The 16,365-nt window shown below is 71.9% G+C and carries 14 protein-coding genes, 1 pseudogene and 1 riboswitch; of the genes and pseudogenes, 11 read left to right on the top strand and 4 right to left on the bottom strand.

Annotated features, from left to right (window positions below; translation table 11 throughout):
- Nucleotides 1–13 precede the first annotated feature (13 nt).
- Nucleotides 14–2,395 (bottom strand): chitinase C-terminal domain-containing protein, encoded by a 2,382-nt coding sequence (locus tag AB0G79_RS24620; RefSeq protein WP_360809907.1) that lies wholly within the window; start codon nt 2,393–2,395, stop codon nt 14–16.
- Between the two features lie 242 nt (nt 2,396–2,637).
- Nucleotides 2,638–2,767: riboswitch (FMN riboswitch) on the top strand.
- 182 nt (nt 2,768–2,949) lie between these two features.
- Between AB0G79_RS24620 and ribD the strand changes: the two genes are divergently transcribed.
- The 10 genes from ribD to AB0G79_RS24670 all read left to right on the top strand — a co-directional run bounded on the left by ribD (nt 2,950) and on the right by AB0G79_RS24670 (nt 11,620).
- The gene (gene ribD / locus AB0G79_RS24625; RefSeq protein WP_360809909.1) at nt 2,950–4,026 is read left to right on the top strand and encodes a bifunctional diaminohydroxyphosphoribosylaminopyrimidine deaminase/5-amino-6-(5-phosphoribosylamino)uracil reductase RibD; all 1,077 of its coding nucleotides are present in this window, start codon (nt 2,950–2,952) and stop codon (nt 4,024–4,026) included.
- A 2-nt stretch (nt 4,027–4,028) separates the two neighbouring features.
- Nucleotides 4,029–4,637, top strand: coding sequence for a riboflavin synthase (locus AB0G79_RS24630; RefSeq protein ID WP_360809911.1), 609 nt, complete (start codon nt 4,029–4,031; stop codon nt 4,635–4,637).
- Nucleotides 4,634–5,275, top strand: a complete 642-nt coding sequence (locus AB0G79_RS24635; RefSeq protein WP_360809913.1) for a nicotinamide mononucleotide transporter family protein — start codon at nt 4,634–4,636, stop codon at nt 5,273–5,275. The genes AB0G79_RS24630 and AB0G79_RS24635 overlap by 4 nt, the downstream gene beginning before the upstream one ends.
- Nucleotides 5,272–6,549: a bifunctional 3,4-dihydroxy-2-butanone-4-phosphate synthase/GTP cyclohydrolase II gene (locus AB0G79_RS24640; protein ID WP_360809915.1), complete on the top strand. Its 1,278-nt coding sequence runs from the start codon at nt 5,272–5,274 to the stop codon at nt 6,547–6,549. The genes AB0G79_RS24635 and AB0G79_RS24640 overlap by 4 nt, the downstream gene beginning before the upstream one ends.
- A 109-nt stretch (nt 6,550–6,658) precedes the next feature.
- A complete protein-coding gene (gene ribH / locus AB0G79_RS24645; RefSeq protein ID WP_024760819.1) occupies nt 6,659–7,144 on the top strand; it encodes a 6,7-dimethyl-8-ribityllumazine synthase in 486 nt (161 codons plus the stop codon).
- Nucleotides 7,145–7,178: 34 nt separating this feature from the next.
- Nucleotides 7,179–7,460 (top strand): phosphoribosyl-ATP diphosphatase, encoded by a 282-nt coding sequence (locus tag AB0G79_RS24650; RefSeq protein WP_360809917.1) that lies wholly within the window; start codon nt 7,179–7,181, stop codon nt 7,458–7,460.
- A gap of 66 nt (nt 7,461–7,526) precedes the next feature.
- On the top strand, nt 7,527–8,375 hold the full coding sequence (hisG, locus tag AB0G79_RS24655) for an ATP phosphoribosyltransferase (RefSeq protein WP_360809919.1): 849 nt from the start codon (nt 7,527–7,529) through the stop codon (nt 8,373–8,375).
- A gap of 80 nt (nt 8,376–8,455) precedes the next feature.
- On the top strand, nt 8,456–8,908 hold the full coding sequence (locus tag AB0G79_RS24660) for a PH domain-containing protein (protein WP_360809921.1): 453 nt from the start codon (nt 8,456–8,458) through the stop codon (nt 8,906–8,908).
- A gap of 256 nt (nt 8,909–9,164) precedes the next feature.
- On the top strand, nt 9,165–10,577 hold the full coding sequence (locus tag AB0G79_RS24665; RefSeq protein WP_360809923.1) for a hemolysin family protein: 1,413 nt from the start codon (nt 9,165–9,167) through the stop codon (nt 10,575–10,577).
- Nucleotides 10,578–10,582: 5 nt separating this feature from the next.
- Entirely contained in the window at nt 10,583–11,620 is a 1,038-nt protein-coding gene (locus tag AB0G79_RS24670; protein ID WP_360810027.1) for a hemolysin family protein, read from the top strand.
- Here the strand turns inward: AB0G79_RS24670 and AB0G79_RS24675 are convergent.
- Together AB0G79_RS24675 and AB0G79_RS24680 are read right to left on the bottom strand one after the other, a co-directional pair.
- Entirely contained in the window at nt 11,614–13,596 is a 1,983-nt protein-coding gene (locus tag AB0G79_RS24675) for an AAA family ATPase (protein ID WP_360809925.1), read from the bottom strand. The genes AB0G79_RS24670 and AB0G79_RS24675 overlap by 7 nt on opposite strands.
- A gap of 310 nt (nt 13,597–13,906) precedes the next feature.
- On the bottom strand, nt 13,907–14,536 hold the full coding sequence (locus AB0G79_RS24680) for a hypothetical protein (protein WP_360809927.1): 630 nt from the start codon (nt 14,534–14,536) through the stop codon (nt 13,907–13,909).
- A 220-nt stretch (nt 14,537–14,756) separates the two neighbouring features.
- Here AB0G79_RS24680 and AB0G79_RS24685 point away from each other — a divergent pair, with 220 nt between their 5' ends.
- Nucleotides 14,757–16,145 (top strand): C39 family peptidase, encoded by a 1,389-nt coding sequence (locus tag AB0G79_RS24685; protein WP_360809929.1) that lies wholly within the window; start codon nt 14,757–14,759, stop codon nt 16,143–16,145.
- Here AB0G79_RS24685 and AB0G79_RS24690 read toward each other — a convergent pair.
- A pseudogene (locus AB0G79_RS24690) lies at nt 16,093–16,323 on the bottom strand (site-specific integrase); the annotation flags it as partial. The gene AB0G79_RS24685 and the pseudogene AB0G79_RS24690 sit on opposite strands and share 53 nt — an antisense overlap.
- Between the last annotated feature and the right edge of the window lie 42 nt (nt 16,324–16,365).

A 16,365-nucleotide genomic window follows, 5' to 3' on the forward strand; every position in this document is an offset into this window, starting at 1 on the left:
CAGGCGTTCCGCCTCAGCAGGCGCCCTGGTCCTTCCAGACGCCCCACTCGCCGGTCGTGCCCGGCTCCTCGTTCTGGGTCCACCACTGGGCCTTCCAGGTGTGGCCCTTGTGGGAGACGAGGTTGCCCGCGTTGTAGACCGTGCCGGCCACGTACGCCGGGGCGGTGCAGCCCGTGGTGGGCGGCGTCGTCGGCGGGGTCGTCGGAGGCGTGGTCGGGGGAGTCGTCGGCGGGGTGGTGGGCGGCGTGGTCGGCGGGGTGGTCGGCGGAGTGGTGGAGCCGGGCTCCACGACCGTCGTGCCGCGCGCCAGGTCACCGGCGAGGGCGTACGTCGTGCCGTTGATGTTCACCGTCCAGTTGGAGGGGGTGGACACCGGCAGGTAGTAGTTGAACGACAGGTCGATCGTCGCGCCGGGGGCCAGGGACTGCCAGGCCGGGAGCTTCAGCGAGACGCGGTGGAAGTCGCCCTTCAGGCCGCCCACGTTGGAGCCCGTGTGGTCGCTGCTGATGACCTTGGTGCCGAAGCCGGACTGGTCGGAGGCGTTGGCCGGGGCCGAGGTGGAGTAGTCGAACTGGAACTCCGTGCCGCCGGGCAGCGTCGTCGCCGTCCTGTTGGTGATCTTGATCTTCGGCGTGATCGGGTAGTTCGAGTCGCCCAGCTTGAACTCGGTGAACTGGGTCTCGATGTTCACGGCCTGGGCCGGCAGCGCCTTGTTGGACTTCTTCGCGCCGTACGGGGTGGCCGCCTTGAACTTGTCGTACATCAGCGAGGTGAGCGTGGAGCCCATCTCGTACTGGCCCTTGGCGGCGTTCCAGGCGTAGTCGCCGGCCATCTCCCAGACCATGGTGCCGCCGATGCCGCGGTCGACCACGTAGTCGGCCTTCGCGGCCACGGACTGCTCGTCCTCGGTGGAGAGGAAGACCTTCTTCTGCGCGTTCCACAGCCACGGCGCGACCAGGGTCGAGTCGTACTTGCGGGCGTAGGTGCCGGTCAGCGTCGTGTTCGCCGGGAAGCCGTACTGGGTGACGTAGTCGCCGACGATCCCCTTCTCGAGGTTCTTGGCGTGCCACATCGGGTTGGAGCCCGCGGGCGACTCGACACCGTTGGTGTCCTTGTCGTGCCACAGGTTGTCGATGCCGGTGGCGCCGTCACCGCACTTGGTCAGGCCCGCCCCGGCCGGGCAGGTGGCCGCGGAGGCCTTGCCCCACAGGCCGTCGGTGCCGCCCTGCACGTTCTTGTGGCCGCGGGTGTAGTACGGCAGGCCGATGTTGATGCGGCCGGCCGGCATCGAGCCGCGGAAGTAGTGGTAGGCCCAGTCGGTGTTGAGGTAGCCGATGCCGCCGTACTGCGAGGAGCCGTAGACGTTGGCCGCGGCGAGCTCGCCGTCCTTGCCGTCGTCGAAGAGCGAGGCGTTCGGACCGACGTACTCGTTCCAGGCGCCGTGCAGGTCGTAGGACATGATGTTGACGTAGTCCAGGTACTTCTGCATCTGGAACGTCTCCATGCCGCGCAGCAGGTAGCCGGAGGAGGGGGCGGCGACGGTCAGCATGTAGTGCTTGCCGTCGGCGGCGCCGGCCGTGTCCAGCTTCTCGCGCAGGGACTTCATGAGGGCCGCGTAGCCCTGGACGAGCCCGGCGCGGCGCGCGTTGGCGAAGGTCCAGTCGAGCGGGTTGCCCGCGTCCTTCATCGTGGTCGGGTACTCGTAGTCGATGTCGACGCCGTTGAACCCGTACTTGCGGATGAAGTCGACCGCGGAGGTCGCGAAGGTGTCGATGCCGGCCTGGTTGACCGAGCCGTCGGCGTTGGTGGCCATCGAGTAGAAGCCGCCGGAGTTGACCCGGTCGCCGTTGTCCGCGAAGTAGCCGCCGGTCTCCGCCCAGCCGCCGACCGAGATCAGCGTCTTGACGTTCGGGTGCTGCTTCTTGAACTTGTTGAGCAGGTTGAAGTGCCCCTTGTACGCGAAGGCGGGGTCCATCTCGGCACCGGCGACGCCGGGCCAGGTCATTCCCGTGGCCGCGTTGTTCGGACCGTCCGTCCCGACGGAGAGCTTGTTGTCACCGCCGATGTGGCCGAAGGCGTAGTTGATGTGGGTGATCTTGTCCCACGGAATGTCCTTGGCCAGGTAGGCGGGCTGGCCGTTCTTGCCGTCGCGCCAGCCGGTGAAGTAGCCGATGACCCGGCGCTGGTGGTCCGCGCCCATTTTCTCGCGGCCCTCGGTGTCGTAGACCGAGCAGTACGGGACGTCGACGCCGGGGGTCTTGTAGAGCCCGTCGGGACGACAGGACTCGTTGTCGGCCGCGTACGAGACGCCGCCGGAGAGAGAGCTGAGCAGCAGTCCGGCGACGGCCGCGCCGGACGCGAGCGCAGAGGCTCTCTTGGTCGTGGGGGACAGCACGATGGGTTCCTCCTGGGGAGGTGGAAAACACAACGAACAAGGGGGTGGGTCGTGTTGGGCCCGGGGAGTGCGCACACCGTCGGGCCGGGTACCTCGGAGGTGACACGGACATTAAGAGGACTAGACCAGTGCGTCAATAGGTCTGGACCATGCGGAGAGATATTGGTCTCGTGTGAGCCAGGCCACAGCCCTCGGCCGCATGGGCTCGCGCCGGGCGTGGCACACTGGCCCTGTATCAGCAGCAGCGCACTCCGGGGTCGGTGTAATTCCGAACCGGCGGTATAGTCCGCGACCCGTCCGCAGCCAGCGGCCGGTTGACCAGGTGAAATTCCTGGACCGACGGTGAAAGTCCGGATGGGAGGCAGTGCGCGGCGGGTGACCCCTCTCCGGAGGTGTGCCGGCCGTATCGTCCGCTGGTCGCCGTGTCGGCTCGTGCCGCGTCGGCGTACCCGTGGGACGCGGCCCTTTCGGCGCACCCCGTGCGAGTCGTCCCACCCGCTCTCTGTCGTCATCGACAGCCCCGGAGTCCGTGCCCGAAGAGGCAGGAGGACCCGGTGGCCCAGCAGGCCGACATCACCGCCATGCGCCGAGCCGTCGCGCTCGCCGCACGCGGAACCGGCGCCACGAGCCCCAACCCCGTCGTCGGCTGCGTCATTACCGACGCCTCCGGCCACCCGGTCGGCGAGGGCTGGCACCAGCGCGCCGGCGGCCCGCACGCCGAGGTCCACGCCCTGCGCGAGGCCGGCGTCCTGGCCCGCGGCGGCACCGCCTACGTCACCCTCGAACCCTGCAACCACACCGGCCGCACCGGCCCCTGCGCGCAGGCCCTCGTCGAGGCCGGGGTCAGCCGGGTCGTCTACGCGGTCGGCGACCCGAACCCGCAGGCCACGGGCGGTGCGGAGACCCTGCGCGCCGCCGGGGTCGAGGTCTCCCGTGGCCTCCTGGAGGACGAGGCCGAGGCCGTCAACATCGCCTGGCTCACCTCCGTCCGCCGCGGCCGCCCCTTCGTCCGCTGGAAGTACGCCGCCACCCTCGACGGCCGCAGCGCCGCCGCCGACGGCACCTCCCGCTGGATCACCTCCGCCGAGTCCCGCGCCGACGTCCACCGGCTGCGCGCCGAGGCCGACGCCGTCGTGGTCGGCTCCGGCACCGCCCGCGCCGACGACCCCCACCTGGCCGTACGGGGCGTGGAGGGAGCCGTCCAGCCGCTCCGGGTCGTCGTCGACACCGAGGCGGGCGCGGTCAAGCCCGGCGCCCGCGTCCTCGACGACGCCGCGCCGACCCTGATCGCGGTCGCCGAGGACGCCGTCACCGACCTCCCCGACGTCGTACGGCTCCCCAGGGCCGAGCGCGGTCTCTCCGTACCCGCCCTCCTGGACGCCCTGCACGAGCGCGGCGTCCGCTCCGTCCTCCTCGAAGGCGGCCCCACCCTCGCGGGCGCCTTCCTCGCCGCGGGCGCCGTCGACCAGGTCGTCGGCTACCTCGCCCCGGTTCTCCTCGGCGCGGGCCCCCAGGTCCTCGCCGACGCGGGAATCGGCACCATCACCGACGCGTTGCGGCTCGACATCACCGAGACCGTCCGCTTCGGCCCCGACCTTCGCATCACCGCCACTCCCCAGAAGGAGCACTGACCGTGTTCACCGGAATCGTCGAAGAACTGGGCGAGGTCGTCGCCGTCGAGCAGCTGGAGGACGCCTCCCGCTTCCGCCTGCGCGGCCCCCTGGTCACGGAAGGCGCCCAGCACGGCGACTCCATCGCCGTCAACGGTGTCTGTCTCACGGTCGTGGAGTTCGGCGACGGCGAGTTCACCGCCGACGTCATGGCCGAGACCCTCAAGCGCTCCAGCCTCGGCGCCCTCGCCGTCGGCAGCCGCGTCAACCTGGAGCGGCCCATGGCCGTCGGCGGCCGCCTCGGCGGTCACATCGTCCAGGGCCACGTGGACGGCACCGGCACCATCCTCGAACGGACCCCGTCCGAGCACTGGGAGCTCGTCAAGGTCGGCCTCCCCACCCACCTCGCGCGGTACGTCGTCGAGAAGGGCTCGATCACGGTCGACGGCGTCAGCCTCACCGTCGTCGAGGTCGCCGACGACTGGTTCACCATCAGCCTCATCCCCACCACCCTCGCCCTGACCACGCTCGGCATCAAGAAGTCCGGCGACCCGGTCAACCTCGAAGTGGACGTCATCGCCAAGTACGTCGAGCGGCTGCTCGGCCCCAGCGCCCGGGAGAACGTCAAGTGAACTGGCTCAACTCCGAGGCGTTCACCGTCCTCGGCCAGCACATCAAGTGGTCCGACATGATCGGCAACACGATCGGCCTGGTCGCGCTCGCGCTCGGCTGGCGCCGGTCGATATGGACCTGGCCGGCCCAGTTCCTCTCCGGCGTGATCCTCTTCGTCGCCTTCGCCGCCGGCCACCTCGCGGGCAGCGCGGGCAAGCAGGTCGTCGTCATGCTGGTGGCCGCCTGGGGCTGGTGGCAGTGGAACCGCGGGCGCCAGAACGCCCAGGACGGCTCCATCGCCGTCCGCTTCGCCACCTGGCGCGAGCGCGGCGCGCTGGTCGGCGCGGCCGCCCTCGGTACCGTCGCCGTCGCGATGCTCTTCACCGCGTTCCCCGAGCTGTCCTGGGACCCGTGGCCCGACGCGTACATCTTCGTCGGCACGATCGTCGCCATGTACGCCCAGTCCCGCGGCATGGTCGAGTTCTGGTTCGCCTGGCTGCTCGTCGACCTGGTCGGCGTCCCGCTGAACTTCGCCAACGGCTACGCCTTCTCCGGCTTCGTGTACGTCATCTACGGCGCGCTCGTCCTGTGGGGCATGCGCGACTGGTGGCTGCGCTCGCGCAGTGGCGCCACCGTCCTGGAAGGAGCCCACGCATGACCACGAACCCCCTCTGGGACGCCACCGACCTCGCCCTCGACCCCGTCGAGCAGGCCATCCGGGACATCGCCGCCGGGCGCCCCGTCGTCGTCGTCGACGACGAGGACCGCGAGAACGAGGGCGACCTCGTCATCGCCGCCGAGAAGGCGACCCCCGAGATCGTCGCCTTCATGATGAGCGAGTGCCGCGGCCTCATCTGCGCCCCCATGGAGGACGAGGAGCTCCAGCGCCTCGAGCTCCCGCAGATGGTCGACCACAACACCGAGTCGATGCGGACCGCCTTCACCGTCTCCGTCGACGCGTCCCCGGCGTACGGCGTCACCACCGGCATCTCCGCCGCCGACCGCGCCACCACCCTGCGGATGCTGGCGAGCGGCCGCCACGAGCCCTCCGACTTCGTCCGCCCCGGACACGTCTTCCCGCTCCGCGCCAAGGCCGGCGGCGTCCTCGTCCGCAACGGCCACACCGAGGCCGCCGTCGACCTCGCCCGCCTCGCGGGCCTGCGCCCGGCCGGCGCGATCGTCGAGATCGCCGGCGAGGACGGCGTCATGCTGCGCCTGCCCGAACTGGTGCCCTTCGCCCGCAAGCACGGCCTCACGATCATCTCCATCGAGGACCTGATCGCGTACCGCCGCTCCGCCGAGCCGACCGTGCGCCGCGAGGCCGAGGTCCGGCTCCCCACCGCGCACGGCGACTTCACCGCGTACGGCTACCGCTCCACCGTGGACGGCGTCGAACACGTCGCCCTCGTCCACGGCGAGATCGGGGACGGCGAGGACCTCCTCGTCCGCGTCCACTCCGAGTGCCTGACCGGCGACATCTTCCACTCGCTCCGCTGCGACTGCGGCCCGCAGCTCCAGGCCTCCATGGACCGCATCCAGGAGGCCGGCCGTGGCGTCGTCGTCTACCTGCGCGGCCACGAGGGGCGCGGCATCGGGCTGCTCTCCAAGCTGCGCGCGTACGAGCTCCAGGAGCAGGGGCGCGACACCCTCGACGCCAACCTGGAACTCGGCCTGCCCGCCGACGCCCGCGACTACGCGGCCGGCGCCCAGATCCTCGCCGACCTCGGCGTCCGCGGCCTGCGGCTGATGACCAACAACCCCGACAAGATCGAGGCCCTCACCCGGCACGGTCTGCGGGTCGAGGGCCGCGAGCCCATGCCGGTCACGGCCGGCGAGCACAACCTCCGCTACCTGCGCACCAAGCGCGACCGGATGGGCCACGACCTGCCGTGGCTCGACGGCTCGCAGGGCTCCACCTGCGGCAACCAGTAGTCACGCGAGCAGCAGTCACGCGACCTGTGGTCACGCGACCTGTAGTCACGCGACCTGTGGTCACGTTCACCGGCAATCACGTACGTACGAAAGAACGGCTAGGAGAGACATGAGCGGCAAGGGCGCACCCGTCCTCAGCGTGAAGAACTGCGGCGACCTCCGGGTCGCGGTCATCGCGGCCCAGTGGCACGAGAAGATCATGGACGGCCTCGTCGACGGCGCCCTGCGCGCCCTCAGCGAGCTCGGCATCGACGAGCCCACCCTGCTGCGCGTCCCCGGCAGCTTCGAGCTCCCCGTCGTGGCCAAGGTCCTCGCCGGGCGCGGCTACGATGCCATCGTCGCGCTCGGTGTGGTCATCCGGGGCGGAACCCCGCACTTCGAGTACGTGTGCCAGGGCGTGACCCACGGCCTCACCCAGGTCTCGATCGACACCGGCGTACCCGTCGGATTCGGCGTCCTCACCGTCGACAACGAGGAGCAGGCCCTCGACCGGGCCGGCCTCGAGGGCTCATCCGAGGACAAGGGCCACGAAGCGGTCACCGCCGCCGTCGCCACCGCCACCACGCTGCGCACGGTCAGCGAACCCTGGCGCTGAGTGGCGTCTCCCGACCCCGTACTCTAAGGACATCATGGCGAACGGAACCCGCAAGACTTTCGAAGAGCTCTTCGCCGAGCTGAAGCTCAAGGCCGAGAGCGGCGACCCGGCCACCTCCCGCACCGCGGAGCTGGTGGACAAGGGCGTCCATGCCATCGGCAAGAAGGTCGTCGAGGAGGCCGCCGAGGTCTGGATGGCCGCCGAGTACGAGGGCAAGGAAGCGGCCGCCGAGGAGATCTCCCAGCTGCTGTACCACGTCCAGGTGATGATGGTCGCCCGCGGGATCTCCCTCGACGACGTCTACGCCCACCTCTGAGCACACCCGCACCACCGTTCCGAACACCCCAGGTCCGCACACTCCCAGGCAAAGGAAGCTCACCTCATGCTGCGCATCGCCGTTCCCAACAAGGGTTCCCTCTCCGGACCTGCGTCGGCCATGCTCCATGAGGCCGGCTACCGCCAGCGCAAGGAGTCCAAGGAACTGGTGGTGATCGACCCCGACAACGAGGTCGAGTTCTTCTACCTGCGGCCGAAGGACATCGCGATCTACGTCGCCTCCGGGAAGCTGGACATCGGCATCACCGGCCGTGACCTGCTCCTGGACTCCGGAGCCAGCGCCGAGGAGATCCTCGCGCTGAACTTCGGCCGCTCCACCTTCCGTTACGCGACCCGGCCGGGCACGGCGAACGGCGTCGAGGACTTCGGCGGCATGACGATCGCCACCTCCTACGAGGGCATCGTCGCCAAGCACCTCGCCGACCAGGGCGTCGACGCCTCCGTCGTCCACCTGGACGGCGCCGTCGAGACCGCGATCCAGCTGGGCGTCGCCCAGGTCATCGCGGACGTCGTCGAGACCGGCACCAGCCTGCGCAACGCCGGCCTCGAGGTCATCGGCGAGCCGATCCTCACCTCCGAGGCCGTCGTCGTCCGCCGCCACGGCGCCCCGGAGGACCACCCGCAGGTCCAGCAGTTCCTGCGCCGCCTCCAGGGCGTCCTGGTCGCCCGCTCGTACGTGATGATGGACTACGACTGCCGCGCCGAGCACCTGGAGCAGGCCGTCGCCCTCACCCCGGGCCTCGAGTCGCCGACCGTCTCCCCGCTGCACAACGAGGGCTGGGTCGCCGTCCGCGCGATGGTCCCCGCCAAGGAGGCGCAGCGGATCATGGACGACCTGTACGAGATCGGCGCCCGCGCCATCCTCACCACCGCCATCCACGCCTGCCGCCTCTGACGGCCGGCCCGGGGCCCCACACACACCCCGGGCCGCATCCCCGGCACGTACGCACGTCCCCAGGCTCCGAGGAACCCCCGATGTCCCAGTCGACTGCCCCCGCCCTTCCGGTCACCTTCCGTCCCGGGCGCACCCGGGCCGTGCTGCTGACCGTGGGCGCCGCGATGTTCGCCGTCATCACCGCCGTCGCGCTGATGCTGGAGCGGCTCAGCCCGGGGGAGCGCGTCAGCTTCGTCTTCACGGCGGCGCTGCTCACCGGGGTCCTCGTCCTGCTCAGCCGCCCCAAGGTCGTCGCCGACGACGAGGGCGTCACGGTCGTCAACATCACCCGGACGCGGCGGCTCGCCTGGGCGGAGATCCTCAAGGTCAACCTCCGCCCCGGCGACCCGTGGGTCTTCCTCGACCTCAGCGACGGCACGAGCATGCCCGCGCTCGGCATCCAGCCCGGCATCGCCAAGGAGTCGGCGATCCGGGACGCCCGCGCCCTGCGGGCCCTGGCGGACCAGCACGGGACGGGCGCGGAAGCGGCCTGAGACCCGGGCCTCCCGTAGGGGGGACGGCCAGGGGGAACCCCGGTCTGTCCCCCATACGGGGCTGACCCCCTGCCACGCGGGGCGTCCGCGTGACTACTCTGGAGGCGGTGGTGCCGAGCGGCACCACCGCCTCGCACGTGTAGGGCCCCCGCTTCACGGCCCGCGAGGCTCCCCTTCGACCCGAGGAGTGACTCCCTCCAGCAATGGACGGATCATCCGGTAGTACCCGCGCCGCCACCTCTCCGGAGGCGGCGGCATGATCGTCTCTCTCCTGCTGCTCTGCGCGGCCTTCCTTCTCATCCTCGCCAACGGCTTCTTCGTGGCCGCCGAGTTCGGTCTCGTGACCGTCGAGCGCGCCGAGGCCGAGCGGGCCGCGGCCGCCGGCGACCGGCGCGCCCGCACCGTCGTCACCGCGCTCCGCGAGCTCTCCTTCCAGCTCTCCGGCACCCAGCTCGGCATCACCATCACCTCGCTCGTCGTCGGCATGCTCGCCGAGCCCGCGCTCGCCGGACTCCTGCACGGGCCGCTCACCGCGACCGGACTGCCCTCCGGGGCCGTCTCCGGGATCGCCGTGGTGATCGGGATGCTGCTCGCCTCCGCCCTCCAGATGGTCGTGGGCGAGCTCGTGCCGAAGAACTGGGCGGTCTCCCGGCCGCTCCAGGTCGCCCGCTTCGTCGCCACCCCGCAGCGTCGCTTCTCCGCGCTCTTCCGGCCGGTGATCTCGCTGCTCAACCGGGTAGCCAACCGGCTGGTCCGGCTCCTGGGCGTCGAGCCCACCGAGGAGCTGGACTCCGTCCGCACCCCGGGCGAACTCGTCTCGCTCGCCCGGCACTCGGCCCTGGCCGGTGCGCTCGAACAGGACACCGCCGACCTCTTCGTACGGACCCTCTCCCTCGGCGGCCTCACCGCCGAGCAGGTGATGACGCCGCGCGTGAAGGTCAGCGCCCTCCAGTGGGACGCGACCGCGGCCGACGTCCTCAACCTCACCCGGGCCACCGGCCTCTCGCGCTTCCCGGTCTACCGCGAGCGCATCGACGAGGTCGTCGGCATGGTCCACCTCAAGGACGCCCTCGCGGTCGCCCCGCACGCCCGGCTCCGCACCCCCGTCGGCCGGATCTCGGTCCCGCCGCTCCTCGTCCCCGGCACCCTGCCCGCCCAGGCCCTCCTGGAGCGGCTGCGCCGGGAGCAGCCCATCGCGGTCGTCGTCGACGAGTACGGCGGCACCGCGGGCGTCGTCACCCTGGAGGACATCGTGGAGGAGCTCGTCGGCGAGGTCCGCGACGAGCACGACACGCCCGCCGACGGGCGTCCCGAGCTGGCCGCGGCGCCCGCCGAGGACGGCCGGCCCGCCTGGGAGGCGGACGGATCCTGCCGGGTCCACACCCTGCGCCGGATAGGCCTCGACGTGCCCGACGGGCCGTACGAGACCGTCGCCGGGCTCGTCGCCGACCTCCTCGGGCGGATCCCCGCCCCGGGCGACCGGGCCGAACTCCCCGGCTGGCGGCTCTCGGTCCGCCAGGTCGACCGCTACCGGGCCGAACGCGTCCGGATCGTCCGCACGGATGCGGCGGCGGAGCCCGTAGGGGTGTCCGGGGCATCGGCGGCATCAGTGGCATCAGGGGTGTCCGAGGCGCCCGGGGTGTCCGTGGCGGCGGGGGCGGTCCGATGAGCACCCTGCAACTCCTCCAGCTGGTCTTCGCCGTGCTCCTGGTCCTGGCCAACGGCTTCTTCGTCGGGGCCGAGTTCGCGCTCGTCTCCGTCCGCCGCAGCCAGATCGAGCCCCTCGGCGGCGCCCGCGCCCAGCAGGTCCTGCACGGGCTGGAGAACCTGCCGCAGATGATGGCGGCGGCCCAGTTCGGCATCACCGTCTGCTCGCTCACCCTCGGCGCCGTCGCGGAGCCGACGGTCGCCGGCCTCCTCGAACCGGTCTTCCACACGGCCGGTGTCCCCGAGGGCCTGATCCACCCCCTCGGCTACGTCATCGCCCTCGCCGCGGTCGTCTTCCTCCACCTCGTCATCGGCGAGATGGTCCCGAAGAACCTGGCGATGGCCGCGCCCGAGAAGACGGCGCTCTGGCTCGCGCCCGGCCTCGTCGGCTTCGCCCGGCTCTGCCGGCCCGTCACGGCCGCGCTCGGCGCGTGCGCCCGGCTGGTCCTGCGGGTCTTCAAGGTCGAGCCGAAGGACGAGGTGGAGGCGGTCTTCACCCGGACGCAGCTCGGCCGGCTCGTGGAGGACGCGGGCCAGGCCGGTCTGCTGGACCCGGTCGAGCAGGAGCGCCTGGAGGACGCGCTCGAACTGGGCAGCCGCCCGGTGACGGACGTCCTCATCGCCCCGGCCGCCCTGGTCACGGTCCCGCCGTCGGTCACCCCCCGCGAGATCGAGGAGCTGACCGTACGGACCGGCTACTCGCGCTTCCCGGTCCGCGCCCAGGCGTCCGGCACCTTCATGGGCTTCGTGCACGTGAAGGACGTCCTCGACCTGGAGGAGCGGGAGCGGGCCGTCCCGCACCCGCTGTGGCGGCCGATGGCTACGCTCCGCCCGGAGCTGCCCCTCGACGACGCCCTCACGGTGATGCGGCGCGCCGCGACCCACCTGGCGCAGGTCGCGGACGGCTCGGGGCGGGTGCTGGGCCTGGTCGCCCTGGAGGACGTCCTGGAGATGCTGGTGGGAGAGGTCCGCGACCCGGCCCACCGGCTGCCCGTCGGTCAGTAGCCGGGGGGTGGCTCCTGCTGGGGGCCGCGGTCGACCGGACCGCGGCCGGACAGCACCTCGCCGTACGCCTGCATGAGGTCGGCGAGCCTGAGCGTGGCCAGGTCGTCCCGGGTCGGCGTGCCCGGGTATCCGGAGAGCCGCAGGTCGCGGTAGGCGCAGGACTTCTCGTACAGCGTGCGCAGGAAGCGGCCGTTGCCGAGCTCGTCGATCCAGCCCTGCTCGACGACGTGCCCGGCGATCGAGCGCAGCTCCTCCAGCGCCTCCTCGTCCCAGCCGTCCCCGTTGGCCGCCGCCAGGACCTCGCCGATCGCGGTGAGTTCGAGCGGGCGGTACGAGGGGAAGTCGACCCGCGACGTGAAGCGCGAGGAGAGCCCCGGGTTGGTGGTGAGCAGCCGGTCCATGCCCTCGGGGTAGCCCGCGAGGATGACCACCAGGTGGTCGCGGTTGTCCTCGGCCCGTTTCAGGAGCACCTGGAGGGCCTCGTCGCCGTAAGCGTCGCCCTTGCTGTAGCCCGTGTTGGAGAGCGCGTACGCCTCGTCGACGAAGAGGACCCCGCCGAGCGCCGAGTCGATGAGCTCGTTCGCCTTCACCGCGGTCTGCCCGAGGAACTCGCCGACCAGATCGGCCCGCTGGGCCTCCACCAGGTGGTCGCCGCCCAGCAGCCCGAGGGCGTAGAAGACCCGCCCCAGGATCCGTGCGACCGTGGTCTTCCCGGTGCCGGAGGGGCCGGAGAAGACGAAGTGCCGCTTGGGCGGCTGGACCGGGAGCCCCTGGTCCGCGCGGAACCGCGCCATCTCCAACTGCGCCGAGAGCGCCTTGACCTGGCGTTTCACCGGGTCGAGGCCGACCATCCCCTCCAGCTCGGCGAGCGCCTCGGCGAGCAGGACGGGATCGGTGGGCCCGGCCGGGAAGCGCGGCGGCCCGGCCTGGTGGGGGAGCGCCGACTTGTGCCGCGCGGTCTCGGCCGACGGGACGGCCGGGAGCGGCGGGACGGGCAGGGGGGTGCCCGGCTCCGGCGCGAGCCGCAGCCCGTCGCCCTCGCCGTCTCCCGCGGCGTCCGCCGTCTCCGTACCCGCCCCGCCGCCGGGCGTGCCCGCCGCACCGCCGGCCGTGCCCGTGCCGCCACCGGCCGCGCCCGGCCCGCCACCGGTCGTGCCCAGGGCGACCGTCGCGAGACCGGACGGGTCGTCGACGCCCTCGTACCCCTCGAAGCCGTCGTACTCGGCGATGGCGGCGAGCCGAGCGGCCGTGTCCATGAACGCCGGGTCGATCCGGTGGACGGCCCGGTAGAGCGGCAGGGCGGCGGCGCTGCGCCCCGTGCCCTCGTGGGCGCGGGCGAGCCAGTAGCGGAGCTCCTTGCGCTGCGGCTGCTCGCTGCGACAGCGCATCAGCGAGGCGGAGAGCAGGGGTTCGGCCTGTCCGTACATCTCCAGGCGCACGCGGGCCATGCCGCCGAAGAGGCCGGCCTCGATGCCGAGCAGCGGGTCGTCGACGAGGGTCTCGGTGTGCCGGACGAGCTGGTCCCAGTCCTTGACCAGGTACGCGCGGCAGGCGTGCAGGAAGCGGACCTGCGGGTCGGTGTCGACCGGCGGGAGGCCGGCGAGCGCCCGGTCGAGCTCCGGGACGTGCCGCCCGTCGAGCCAGTGGGAGGCGTGCGCGAGGAGCAGGTCGCGGGGGCTCTCCAGGACGGGCTGGACCCACCAGCCGAGCCAGTACCAGGAGTTGAGCGTGCGGCGGTGCCGGGCCCGCTGCTCGCCGAAGCGCTCCCGGTTGCGGTACATGCGCAGGAGGGCGGTCGTGGTGTCCACCCGGAGCGCGTGCAGCCCGAGCCAGGCGTCCGCCATTCCGGGGTCGATCCGAACCGCGGTCCTGAACTCGTCCTCCGCCTGCGGATAGGCGCCCATGGTGTAGGCGTCGATGCCGCGCAGCCAGGCGAGTTCGGCCGGGGCCAGTGAGCCCTGCGTGCCGATGTCCATCGGGTCCCCCACAACCGTCTTCGCATGGACGGGATTTGACCGCACCTGCGGGCATCGTACCTGCGCAGGGGGTGCGTGCTTAAGGAGAAGGACATGATCCGGAAGCGGTGACCCTGGGTGATCACGAAGAACTCCGGAGCACCTCCGGAGGGGGCCGGAAAGGGCAGAACGAAGCCCCCGGTCACGGGGGAACGACCGGGGGCTTCGTGTCTGCGGCGGCTCCGAAAAGCCGCACATTGAGAACGTAAGACCTGTCCGCCCCCGGGGTCAAGCGGAGTTCGGGCACTTGCGGAAGCGGACTTCCGCCTGCTCATTCCGCCGGGGAAGAGCGGTCACCGTGTGTGATGATCTGGTCCAGGTTCGCCGTCACAGCTGGCCCGGGGAGCCAGTCGTATCCCTCCGGAACCTCCCGCACCAGGGTGTCGGCGAAGGGCCGCGAGGGGTCCTCGGCGAAATGGCGAGTCTCCGCCACGGTCCAGCCGTCCCAGAACGCGGCCTGCGCCGGACCGTCCCGGTGCCGCCCCCGGACCCAGGACGCCTCGGCCGCGCGCTCCATCCACACCAGCCACGCCAGGAACGGCCGCACCGCGGCCCGGCCCGCCCCGACGCCCTCCACGAGGACGACGGGGGCCGCGGGCAGCGGCACGGGCTCCCCGAAGCGGCGCTCCACCCAGTCGTACGGGCGGAGGAGCGCCGTCTCGCCCCGCGCGAAGGGTTCCAGGACCTGCCGCCGCAGCCGGCCGGTCCACGCGAAGAGCTCCTCGTGGGTCGCGAGGTCGTCGAGGTGGAGGACCGGGGCGCCGCCGAGTGCCTCGGAGAGCCGGGACGCGAGGGTGGACTTGCCGGACCCCGCGTGGCCGTCGACGGCGACGAGCCGGACCGGTCCGCAGGAGGGCGGGAGCCGGCGCAGGGCGTGGGCCGCGCGGTCGAGGTCGGTCATGGGCCCAGGGTAGGCGAGCGCTCCCGGCGCAGGTCAGAGAGGTGTCACCGCCACCGGTCGAGACCAATATTGGTAGCCCGACGCGGGGTGAAGTGCTGGCGGAGGGCGGGCGGGAGCGGCGATAGTGGGCCGCGCGGCCCGGCCCGTTCCGGCCGCACCGCTCCGTGCCGCACGCATGCCGTACCGCCGCCGATCGCCGACGACCGAGGGGGTCACGCCCATGACCAGCTCCACCCCGCGCAGAACCGTCCTCGCCGCGGCGCTCGCGGCGGCGGCGGGAGCGGTGACGCCGGGCCAGGCAGCCGCCGACGCCCCGCCCGCCGACCCCTCCGCCGCTCCCTCCACGGCTTCCTCCCTCCCTTCCCTCCCCGCCCTCGTCCCCGTCGTCGACAACCACTTCTGGTCGAGCTACCCGGAGTGGAGGTCGGGCGAGGCCGTCGGTACGCGTCCCGTCGCGGGCCGCCGCCCGGGACTGGTCGTCGAGGCCCCGCAGGGCCGTACCGAGTACGCCGACCCGCACACCGGCAGGACCTCGGCGTGGGAGTACGCGAGCTGGACGTCCCCGCTCCACGCACCGGCCGTCCCGGCCACGGAGGTCATCGCCTCCTGGAACGCGGACACCCCGCCCGGCACCTGGCTCCAGGTCGAACTGACCGGCACGTACTCCGACGGGACGGCGACGCCCTGGTACGTCCTGGGCCGCTGGGCCTCCGGCGACGGCGACATCCGGCGCACGTCGGTCGACGACCAGAGCGACGGCAGGAGCTCGGTGTGGACCGACACCTTCGCGATCGACGACGCGTCGAGCGGCCTGCGCCTGACCGCGTACCGCCTGCGCCTCACCCTCTACCGCACCCCGGGCAGCGGCCTCACGCCCACGGTCTGGCGGGTCGGTGCCATGGCCTCGGACGTCCCGGACCGCTTCACGGTCCCGGAATCGACGCCGGGTCCGGCGCACGAGCTGATCGTCCCGCGCTACTCGCAGAACACCCACGTGGGCCAGTACCCCGAGTACGACAACGGCGGTGAGGCCTGGTGCAGCCCCACCTCGTCCCAGATGATCGTCGAGTACTGGGACCGCGCCCCCACCGCCGAGGACCTCGCCTGGGTGAACCCCTCCTTCGCCGACCCCCAGGTCTGCCACGCGGCCCGCTTCACCTACGACCACCAGTACGAGGGCTGCGGCAACTGGCCCTTCAACGCGGCGTACGCGGCGACGTACCCCGGCATGAACGCGGCGGTCACCCGCCTGAACTCCCTCACGGAACTCGAAGCCCTGGTCCGCGCGGGCATCCCCGCCATAACGTCCCAGTCCTTCCGCAAGGAGGAACTGACCGGAGCGGGCTACGGCACCTCGGGCCACCTCATGACCGTCATCGGCTTCACCGACACCGGCGACGTCATCGCCAACGACCCCGCCTCCCCGACCAACGAGGCGGTCCGCCGCGTCTACCGCCGCCGGGAGTGGGAGAACATCTGGCTGCGGACCAAGCGTTATGACGCAAACGGCAAGGTCAGAGGCGGTACGGGGGGTGTCTGCTACATCTTCTGGCCGGTCAAGTCAGCACCAAGTCAGCACCGCGCACTGCGGTCGCTCGGCCTGGTGTGAGCATGTGCGGCCCGACGGCCGTCCCGACGACCTGACGGCAGCGCTCCTGGCCGTCCTGCGTGAGGTGGCCGTACCGGTCCACCGTGACCTTGATCGAACGATGTCCGAGCCAGCGAGACACCTCGTGAATGGACACTCCGTTGGTCAGGGCCACGGTGGTCCATTTGTGCCGCAGGTCGTGCGGGTTGTACGCGGGAAGCCAACCTGGTCACCCATCTCT

It is taken from the genome of Streptomyces sp. NPDC020807 (genome assembly GCF_040641575.1).
In the GTDB taxonomy this organism is placed as follows: domain Bacteria; phylum Actinomycetota; class Actinomycetes; order Streptomycetales; family Streptomycetaceae; genus Streptomyces.